7 protein-coding genes and 1 tRNA gene are annotated in these 10008 nt (G+C 52.0%); 5 read left to right on the top strand and 3 right to left on the bottom strand.

Annotated elements, in window-relative coordinates; translation table 11 throughout:
* The first annotated feature begins 334 nt into the window (after positions 1–334).
* Positions 335–2806 carry a phosphoketolase gene (locus HMPREF1647_RS03710; protein ID WP_035432135.1) on the top strand — a complete coding sequence of 824 codons (2472 nt, stop codon included), beginning with the start codon at positions 335–337 and terminating at the stop codon, positions 2804–2806.
* A gap of 705 nt (positions 2807–3511) precedes the next feature.
* Here the strand turns inward: HMPREF1647_RS03710 and HMPREF1647_RS07055 are convergent.
* The gene (locus tag HMPREF1647_RS07055) at positions 3512–3691 is read right to left on the bottom strand and encodes a hypothetical protein (protein ID WP_187468915.1); all 180 of its coding nucleotides are present in this window, start codon (positions 3689–3691) and stop codon (positions 3512–3514) included.
* Complete coding sequence (locus HMPREF1647_RS03705; protein WP_052039118.1) at positions 3666–5210, bottom strand: Mur ligase family protein; 1545 nt, start codon at positions 5208–5210, stop codon at positions 3666–3668. Before HMPREF1647_RS03705 ends, HMPREF1647_RS07055 begins: the two co-directional genes overlap by 26 nt.
* Before the next feature lie 216 nt (positions 5211–5426).
* Between HMPREF1647_RS03705 and HMPREF1647_RS03700 the strand changes: the two genes are divergently transcribed.
* A tRNA-Met gene (locus tag HMPREF1647_RS03700) sits at positions 5427–5503 on the top strand.
* Positions 5504–5623: 120 nt separating this feature from the next.
* Here HMPREF1647_RS03700 and HMPREF1647_RS03695 read toward each other — a convergent pair.
* A complete protein-coding gene (locus HMPREF1647_RS03695) occupies positions 5624–6310 on the bottom strand; it encodes an alpha/beta hydrolase (protein ID WP_035432133.1) in 687 nt (228 codons plus the stop codon).
* A gap of 247 nt (positions 6311–6557) precedes the next feature.
* Between HMPREF1647_RS03695 and HMPREF1647_RS03690 the strand changes: the two genes are divergently transcribed.
* From HMPREF1647_RS03690 to HMPREF1647_RS03680, 3 genes are read left to right on the top strand one after another with little or no spacing between them, the layout of a single operon-like run.
* Positions 6558–7619, top strand: coding sequence for a FecCD family ABC transporter permease (locus tag HMPREF1647_RS03690; protein ID WP_035432131.1), 1062 nt, complete (start codon positions 6558–6560; stop codon positions 7617–7619).
* Between the two features lies 1 nt (position 7620).
* A complete protein-coding gene (locus tag HMPREF1647_RS03685) occupies positions 7621–8382 on the top strand; it encodes an ABC transporter ATP-binding protein (RefSeq protein ID WP_035432128.1) in 762 nt (253 codons plus the stop codon).
* A 40-nt stretch (positions 8383–8422) separates the two neighbouring features.
* Positions 8423–9484 (top strand): ABC transporter substrate-binding protein, encoded by a 1062-nt coding sequence (locus HMPREF1647_RS03680; RefSeq protein WP_187468914.1) that lies wholly within the window; start codon positions 8423–8425, stop codon positions 9482–9484.
* The last annotated feature ends 524 nt before the right edge of the window (positions 9485–10008 follow it).

Raw genomic sequence — 10008 nt, 5'->3', positions numbered from 1 at the left:
GCATTTTTTACCACTTTGGTGTGTATACGCTTTACATGGGCACCATTTTGGTTGCATTTTGGCATTGTGGGTACTGTTGGGGGATTGTTTTGCTGCTTAAAAGACAGCTTAAGCGTCTCTCAGGAAAGAAATTTCAAGAAATCTCACAGTGATAAAACGTTTTATCACTTAGAGTATTATTTGAAACATAGCCGAAGCATCATACTGTTATGTATGTGTTGTTTTATGCGTGCCCAGTTGAGTGCGAACAAAACAAACGCTCAGGTGATGGAAGCAACGAGGTTGCCTAACCTGCGTAAACGCGCAGATAGCAGCCCAAGAAAAGGAGGAGCACATGGCTCAGCCCGTGTACGGCACACCTTGGCAGACCCTGAATCAGCCTGTATCTGAGGACGAGCTTGCCGGCGTCGATAGGTATTGGCGCGCAGCTAACTACCTGTCTGTTGGTCAGATTTATCTTCGCAGCAACCCTCTTATGAAGGACGGTTTCTCTCGCGAGGACGTTAAGCATCGCCTGGTTGGCCACTGGGGAACCACCCCAGGTCTGAACTTCCTGTTCGGCCACGTAAACCGCTTCATCCGCGACCATAACCAGAACACCATCTTCCTCATGGGCCCTGGTCACGGTGGACCTGCAGGTACCGCACAGTCCCTGCTCGACGGCACTTATCGCGAGACCTACCCATTCATCACCGACGATGAAGAGGGCCTCCAGAAGTTCTTCCGCCGCTTCTCTTACCCAGGCGGAATTCCTTCCCACTACGCACCTGAGACTCCAGGTTCCATCCACGAGGGCGGCGAGCTGGGCTACGTCCTCTCCCACGCATACGGCGCTGTCCTGGACAACCCATCCCTGCTGGCAGTCGCTGTTGTCGGCGACGGCGAGGCAGAGACCGGCCCACTTGCAACTTCTTGGCAGACCAACAAGTTCATGGACCCACTGACCGATGGTATCGTTCTCCCAATCCTGCACCTCAACGGCTACAAGATTGCTAACCCAACTATCCTGGCTCGTATTTCCGACGGTGAGCGCGACGAGTTCTTCCGCGGCATGGGCTACCACCCATATAACTTTGTTGCTGGCTTTGACGACGAGGACCACGCATCCATCCATCGTCGTTTCGCAGCTCTTCTCGAGGCTGTCTTCAACGAGATCTGCGCTATCAAGACTCGCGCAGCCGCAGGTGACGCATCCCGTCCTTACTACCCAATGATCATCTTCCGCACCCCTAAGGGTTGGACTTGCCCTCCTTACATCGACGGCAAGAAGACCGAGGGCTCTTGGCGCGCACACCAGGTTCCACTGGCATCCGCTCGCGACACCGAGGCTCACTTCCAGGTCCTTCGCGACTGGATGGGCTCCTACAAGCCAGAGACTCTCTTCACCGAGAAGGGCGCAATCCGTCCAGAGGTTACCGCTTTCATGCCTAAGGGCGACCTCCGCCTTGGCGCTAACCCTAACGCAAACGGTGGCGCAATCCGCCGCAACCTCGTCCTTCCTGACGCAAAGAAGTACGAGATCCCAGTTGCCGAGAAGGGCCACGGCTTTGGTGCTACTGAGGCAACGCGCGTCCTTGGCGAGTATACCGCTGAGCTCATCAACAGCAACCGCTCCGAGTTCCGTATCTTTGGACCTGACGAGACTGCTTCCAACCGTCTGCAGCCTTCCTTCCAGGTAACCGACAAGCAGTGGTTCGGCGGCTTCAACGATGACTTTGAGAACGACGAGCACATCTCCCCAGTTGGTAACGTTATCGAGCAGCTTTCCGAGCACCAGTGCGAGGGTCTGCTTGAGGGCTATACCCTGACCGGCCGCCACGGTATCTGGTCCAGCTACGAGTCATTCGTTCACATCGTTGACTCCATGATCAACCAGCACGCTAAGTGGCTTGAGGCTACCGTTCGCCACATCCCATGGCGCAAGCCTATCTCCGCTCTCAACCTGGTTCTTTCCAGCCACGTTTGGCGCCAGGACCACAACGGATTCTCTCACCAGGATCCTGGTTTTGTTGACATCATGCTTAACAAGAGCTTCAACAACGACCACATCACCAACATCTACTTCCCAGCAGATGCTAACCTCCTGCTTGCAGTTGGCGAGAAGTGCTACACCTCCACAAACTGCATCAACGCAATCTTCGCTGGTAAGCAGCCTGCTCCAACGTGGGTAACTCTCGACGAGGCTCGCGAGGAGCTTGCAGCTGGTGCTAAGGAGTGGAAGTGGGCTTCCAACGCTGAGGCTGGCGAGGAGGACATTGTCCTCGCATCCTGCGGCGATGTTCCAACCCAGGAGCTTCTGGCAGCTCTTGACATGCTTGGCAAGCTGGGCATCAAGGCTCGCTTCGTCAACGTTGTTGACCTGCTCAAGATCCAGAACGCTTCCGAGAACGACGAGGCTCTCTCCGACGAGGAGTTCACCAAGCTCTTCTCCGCAGACAAGCCAGTTCTCTTCGCATTCCACGCCTACGCTGGTTCCGTCCGTCGCTTGATTTGGAACCGTCCAAACCACGACAACTTCAACGTTCACGGCTACGAGGAGCAGGGTTCCACCACAACTCCTTACGACATGCTGCGCCTGAACAACATGGACCGTTGGGCACTTGCTGCTGACGCTCTCCGCATGATTGACGCTCAGAAGTGGGCAGATCAGATTGACGAGTGGGAGAAGTTCCGCACCGAGGCCTTCGAGTTTGCTGTCGAGAAGGGCTATGATCACCCAGCATTTACCGACTGGTCTTGGCCAGACGCTTCCGATGCTGATCAGGCAATCTCCGCAACTCAGGCAACCGCCGGCGACAACGAGTAACACGTCGCGACCGCGAGCGCCGCACGGCGCAACCGCGCTAGCTGCGAGCGACGTGCGTGCTACGTACGAGCCGCGAGCGCCGCGCGTGCTAGCTGCGCAAACGTGCCTTCCGCCCGGTATCCACTTCGTGTGGGTACCGGGTTTTCTTGTGCAAAAGCGCTGCTAGCAGACGGGGTTTCTCGCCAGGCGGGCGGCGCGCGCGGTGTGCGTTCAATGCGCCCGGGTATGCGCCCGACGCGCGCCTGATTTCTGCAAAGAATCTGTAAATTCTGCCTGAAAACGTAAAAGAAACTGTGGATTTGCCTGATTTCGTCAAAGAATCTGTATCTGAAATACAGATTCTTTGCACTTTTCAGGCGCGCTTTGAAGTATGTCCGAAGCTGATTTCGAAAGCCCCTTCATGAGAGCTCTCATGGAGCCTGATTCTCTCGCCTTGTTTGAGTAATTTGGGACGTAACTGCGCCCGCGCACCCAGGTGGTAAAAAATGCGTTTAGTTGGGGAATACAGGTTTCTGCATACAACGTTTCCCCAGATAAAAGTTTTTGAGGCGGTAAAAAATCGTCTTAGTTGGGGATAAATCGACCAATTTTAAGTTTTCATCCCCAACTAAACGCATTTTTTACCTTTTTCGGCACATAATTTTGAGGTCAAAAATTACGTATTCATAAGAATGCATTTTATTACACAAATATGCAGAAATCTGATTAGCGAACTAAAGAACGCACACTATTCTTCTCAATCATGCGCGGCTCAAGGATTATCTGGATCGAAGCACCATCGTCCACCAACTCACCTGCGCTTTTCTGACCCGCTCCGTCAACCTTTGCAGCGACACCCGCGTCGCCGCCGCTACCCGCGCTACCCGCGCGCGGCGCGACCGGCACGCTCGTCCAGCTTGGCGCGAACGGCAGCCTTGAACGCGGCAGCGTCCGTCATCCACGGAACGTGCTTGCCGCCGATAATATTGAACGGCTCGTCGCCCTTGGCAAGTAGGTACACCAGCGCTGGGCGAGGGTCGTCGTAAGCTGCGGAAACTGCCTCGTAAATGGCGTCGTAGCGGTCAAGGATAATCTTGTGCGCGGCGCCCTCGGGCGTGGCCTCGGCCATCTGCGCGCAAATCACCGCAGGATCTTCCATGTTGCAGTCCTCGGTGGTGTAAATCATCAAGTCCGCCCACTTGGCTGCTTCTTCCGGCAGCTCTTGGCGACGGTTGTACGCCTTACCGCCTACGGCCCCCATGACCACATAGCGGCCATAACCAGGGAATTCCTTGGACGTTGACGAGAAAAGCTTCTGGTAGGAAAGCTTGTTGTGGGCGTAGTCGACCAAGCCCGTAACTTTGTTATCGGGCGAGCTCAGCAGCTCCATGCGACCTGGCACCTTAACGTTCATCAAAGGAAGCACAGCGTCCTTCTCGCGAATGCCCAGGTAGTCGGCAACGGTGATTGCCGCAAGAGCATTCTCCACGTTAAAGAGGCCGGACATAGGCAGCGCGGCGGCGCTGGTCCAGGTTGGCGCGTGTACGGTAAACGTGACCATGCCCTGGTGAGGGGTAATGTCGTCCGCCCAAACGGTAGCGTCGGAATCGGTTGTAGAGAAAGTTAAGACCTTCTCGCACCTCTGTGCCCGCTTCATGACCTGGTCAAACATCATGGTGTTCTTGTTGATGACGGCCACGCGAGCAAGATCAAAAATCTTCAACTTGCTCTCAAAGTAATCTTCAAAAGTAGGGTGTTCAACAGGGGAAATGTGATCGGTTCCAATGTTTAGGAACACCGCGACGCTCAGATTGAGGCCAACCGTACGGTCGTACTTGAGTCCCTGGCTGGAAATCTCCATGTCAACGTAGGGGAGGCCAGCGTCCGCGGCGTGCTTGAGATGGCGCCACAGCTCAGGAGCCTCGGGCGTGGTGTTGTGCGCCGGCTGAGTGTCTTTGCCGTCAAACACCTCAATACCGCCAATCACGCCGCACTTGGAGTACGGCTCGTCGCCGTCAAGAATAGCGCGCAGCATATACGAGCAGGTAGACTTGCCTTTTGTACCCGTAATGCCGATGGTGGTGAGCTTCTTGTCGGGATGTCCCGCAACGCCTGCGGCCGCGTAGGCCATGGCAAGGCGCACGTCATGCACGCAAATAGCGGCTACGTTTGGCGCCACTGACTGCAGATCTTCCGCAAGCGACTGCTGGCAGAGGTACGCAACAGCCCCAGCCTCCACCGCGCTTGCCAGATACGCTGGCGAGAAGTGCGCACCCTTGCAGACAAACAGCGAGCCAGGGGTGACCTCACGAGAATCGCTTGCAACATCGGTAAGCTGTACGTTTTGATCCACCGCGTCAAGATTCGCGGTGGTGTACTCGATGTTCTTGCTGGTAAAGAGCGCCAGGAGCTCGTGTAATGTCATCCTCAAAAGTCCTTCTATAGCTGTTTGGCGCAAGCACAGCGCCCCAAAGACAGTATAAATAGTTTAGCCGTCTGACCCCACTTGTGCTGGCGACAGTGCAACTTTCTTGGCTTTTGTACGCAAGCCTTATACCTTTATGGCGAGAAAATCGTCAATCTTGCTTGACGTAGAGAGTGCTGCGAGGTATAGTACTTGTTCGCGCATAAGCGCATGCATTGCGGGGTGGAGCAGTCTGGTAGCTCGTCGGGCTCATAACCCGAAGGTCGTAGGTTCAAATCCTGCCCCCGCGACCATAAGAATTTCAAGCCCGCCCTCGGCGGGTTTTTTGTTAGCAATCACCACCGCTCAGACGGCTGTTTTAGCAGGCAGTTGGGCAAGCCATCAACGCTGCATCCGCACAGGAAAACGGTCCTCTACGCATCAAATCCAAACTGCAGCAATCGTTGCAACCTCAGCTCAAGACCCTTGTGATGATCGTAAGAATCCAGCATACGTTGATACTTCGGGGCAGCAGGAGCCAGCTTTTCTACCAGCGCATCTGTTGTCTGCCTCACTGAGCGCAGGGGCTCAGGATGGTTTTTACCTTCGTTTTCTCCGCTTGCAATGCACCAGCGAATGTCCGAACGCACATGACTCGTATCAAAAGTTTCAACAAAATCAGGGAACCACGTGCTTGGGCTTGCCAGAAGATACTGGTCAAAGTGGCAGGTAGTCTGCATCTCAAAGAGGCTGCACAGACCCGACAAAGAATAGCCCAGAAGTGTAAGAGGACACGTATCCTCTGCGGTATGAGTAGCTAGAGCAGCGTACTTCTCGACAGCTGGAAGTACGACGTCAGATAGAAATTCTCGTCCAAATCCTCCAAAATTTGGAGCCTCAGTCCGCACGCTTGATGCTGGCCAAGGGGAATAGCAGTCTTGATTAGACGGCGCAGTAATGACAAGGCATTGGGGGAGCTTGGTCGCGTCAAGTTTCCCGGAAGCAAGAAGCGCAGCTATCTTTGGCATCAGCAGGGAACCATGGAGAACAACAAGAAGACCAGGAACCGCGGAGCGTTCTCCGATAGTGATTGTATTGTCTGGTAGAGCTGATAAATCCATGAAGTTCCTCGTCTGACCTCGTCTGTTATTGCCTGTTGGTGCCGACATCGTCTCGCAGGAGCCGCCTCGCGAAGAGCATCCCACAGAGGGATGTAGGTATTTTAAGCATTTCTCAACTCGAAGTCTTCTCACAACTCAAAATGTAAGATATAGTTAACTTTCAAAAAATTCCGCTGCTTCTGCGTAACGCGCATTGTGCGTTGTACGTTGTGCGCAAAAACGCAGCGTTACTTTAGAGGGGTATTGTATGATAAGAAAAGCCGGACCGTTCCGTCTTTTCATGGGAGTTCTCGTCGCAATTCTGGTGGCGAGTATTGTAATAACTTCAACGATGGGCGCCATCGGCGTGTCCTTGCAAGACGCATACGCCGTGCTGACACATCATCTTTTTGGCATGCCGCTACCGGAAGCCTTAGCTGCAGGAGGACCTGTCGAGAAGGTCGTTTGGTCGCTGCGCTTTCCCCGCATCATCTTAGGAGTGGTAGCCGGAGCCGGTCTTGCGCTTGCGGGCGTTGTTATGCAGGCATCGGTTCAAAACACCTTGGCTGAGCCGTATATTTTGGGCATTTCATCAGGAGCTTCGTGTGGAGCCACCTGTGCCATCATGCTTGGAGCCGGCGCGGTACACGTTGTGGGAATTTCTTCGGTGCCGCTGTTCTCGTTTATTGGCTCAACAATTGCCACGATTGGCGTTTTGTTGCTGGCGTCTACCGGCGGACATATGACGTCGTCAAAGCTTGTTCTCTCGGGCATGATTTTGAATGCTCTGTTCACGGCGCTGTCTAATTTCATCATTACTATCGCCGCTAATGCTGAGGGCATGATGGATCTGAAGTTTTGGACCATGGGCTCCTTGGCACGAGCAAGCTGGGGAAATGTTGGCGTTTCCGTTGTTGTAGTACTTCTCGTCAGTGTGTTTTTCCTCACGCAGTTCCGCTCACTCAATGTGCTTCTGATGGGAGACGAGGCTGCAACAACGCTTGGCCTCAATACCAATTTGTGCAGATGGGCATACCTGACCATTTCTGCGCTTATGGTTGGCACATTGGTTTCATCAGTAGGAACCATCGGTTTTGTTGGTCTTATCATTCCGCATATTGCGCGCTCGTTTGTTGGGTCCGATCACCGAAGGCTGGTTCCAACTGCGCTGGTACTAGGAGCTATTTTCATTCTCTGGGCAGATGCCTGTGCTCGAACCATCCTAGGCAACGCCGAAGTTCCTATTGGCATTCTGACCGCTGTTGTTGGTGCGCCGTTCTTTGTCTACATCATGGTTGCACGTAACTACAGCTTTAGGGATGGTGAGTAGCATGCGCCTTGAAGTGCAAAATGTTTCGGTCACCATTCACAACAAGCCGATTGTAAAGGACGTCTCGCTTAACGTGGCAGATGGCGAGTTTGTGGGCATCCTTGGTCCTAATGGATCAGGCAAGTCAACGCTTTTGCGAGCAATTTATGGCCTTGGTCATCGCTATGACGGCCAGATTTTGTGGGACGAGCGCGACGCCACTGAGATATCCCGACGTGACTTTGCGCGTAAGGTTGCAGTTGTAAGCCAGTTCAACTCTCTGTCCTTTGACTTTACCGTTCGCGAGATTGTGTCGCTGGGACGCAGTCCTCATCAGTCGGCGCTGTCAAAAGAAACCGACCACGACGAGTCAATCGTTTCTGACGTTATTCAGAAAGTTGGCCTTTCTCGCTTTGAAGATCGCTCTTTTGCCACGCTTTCAGGTGGCGAGAAACAACGTGTCATGTTGGCTCGTGCGTTGGCTCAGGAACCAGAGTTTTTGGTGCTTGATGAGCCTACTAATCACCTTGATATTACGTACCAGATTGATATTTTGCGACTTGTTCGCAATCTTGGTATCAGCTGCCTGGCTGTTTTGCATGACATTGTGATGGCAGCTCACTATGTCGACCGCCTGTATTTTTTACAAGAGGGTTCCATTGTTTCCGAGGGTTCGCCTGAGGACATTGTGACCCCTAAGCTACTTGCTGATGTGTATGGCGTTGAGGGCATGGTCCGCCCATCAACTGCTGGAAACGGCATCAGCATTGATTACGTGTATTAATCGCCTGTTGAGTATCAACAGATGAATGAAAGGATATCCTATGGATCCTCGTGTAAGTTCAAATCTCTTTACGAGAAGGAATTTTTTGAGCATTGCAGCAGGATTTGCTGCAACTGCTGCTGGACTGGGTCTGACTGCATGCAACAATGCAACGTCTAGTCCATCTACCCCTGCTACTGAAGAAAAGAAGTCGGCCAATACGAGCTATCCCGTATCGTTCAAGCTCTATGACGGTGACGGCAACGAGTTTGAGGCCAAGTTTGACAAGGCCCCTGAGAGTGTTGTTACCCTGACAGACTCTGCAGCCGAGATTCTGCTGCGTTTGGGTCTTGGCTCCAAGATTATTGGCACCATCAAGCCTGACGCACCAATGCCTTCAGATATTGCTGACGAGTATGCGAAAATTAATCAGCTGGGCGATAAGAAGAGCCTTTCTCGCGAGGTTGTTGTTGCCGCTAATCCAAACCTTATTGTGGGACGTTCCCGTCTCTTCACTTCAAAGGACCAGACTTCTCCAAAGGACTATGCTGACCTTGGCATTTCTGTCTATACTCAGCTTGCATCTTCTGAGCAGGGCGATCCAACGCTTGCCGGAATTATTTCTGACATTAAGAATCTTGGATCCATCTTTGACGTTCAGAGCAACGCTGACACTTATACCGCTGACCTTCAGAAGCGCCTTGACGCCATTAACGAGCGAGTTAAGGCTCACGAGAAAGATGCAAAGAAGACTGTACTGGTTATGACCAACCTCAAGGACGGCACGTTTGGTCTCTTTGGAGGTAGCGAGAAGAGCCTTGAGTTTACTATCATCGACCAGCTTGGAGCTACTCCTGCGACAACTCAGTCTGCAAACGGCCTGACGTATGAAAATCTGATTAAGTTCAACCCTGACGTCATTATTTATGTCACCGCAGAGCGCAATAAAGCAACTGACGCTGTAGCTAAAGACACCCTTCTGGGCGAGAGCTCCCTGCAGAACGTCCCCGCTATTGCCAACAAGAGCATCGTAGAGATTCCATACTCAGAGTACATCGATTACTCGCCACGCGCATTTGATTCTGCCGAGAAGATCCTTGAGGCTCTGTATCCTCAGAAATAGATGTATTTGAACATGCGCGCTATTTAAGTATGCGTATTGCACAGACCAAGCAGGGACTTTGTTTCCTGCTTGGTCTTATCTTTTAGGGCTTCGCGCTAATTTCTCAGTCTTGTTTGGTGATTTGATTAATCTGTGTAAGATTTCCATTGACCACAATCGAAAGCAGCAGGTTTAAATTTTGCTCCGCAATCATAAGGATTACACATTTGTTACTGACGGATTTCGTTAGGCTTTGACAAAATTTTTCTTTAATTAAATTACTTCAAAAAATATATTTGATACTACTCAAGAGAAAGTATATATCTTTTTAATTGTAACTCTGATTTGATATAAAATCTCCGTATGAGCTTGAAAATGTATTGTTCATTGTTACTATTTGTAAAAGTTTTATCCTGGTTGACTTTTTGAATAGAGTTTACCATCGCCAGGCCTTTCTGTTGATATCAATATAAAGTTGAAGGGCTGAAGGTGATTCATAGAGAATGTGGACTTTAATACTCGGAAGCTAACATATTGTTTTTTAG

Source organism: Lancefieldella parvula DNF00906 (genome assembly GCF_000758945.1).
GTDB lineage: Bacteria > Actinomycetota > Coriobacteriia > Coriobacteriales > Atopobiaceae > Lancefieldella > Lancefieldella parvula_C.
This window is presented reverse-complemented; position numbering and strand designations above follow the sequence as displayed.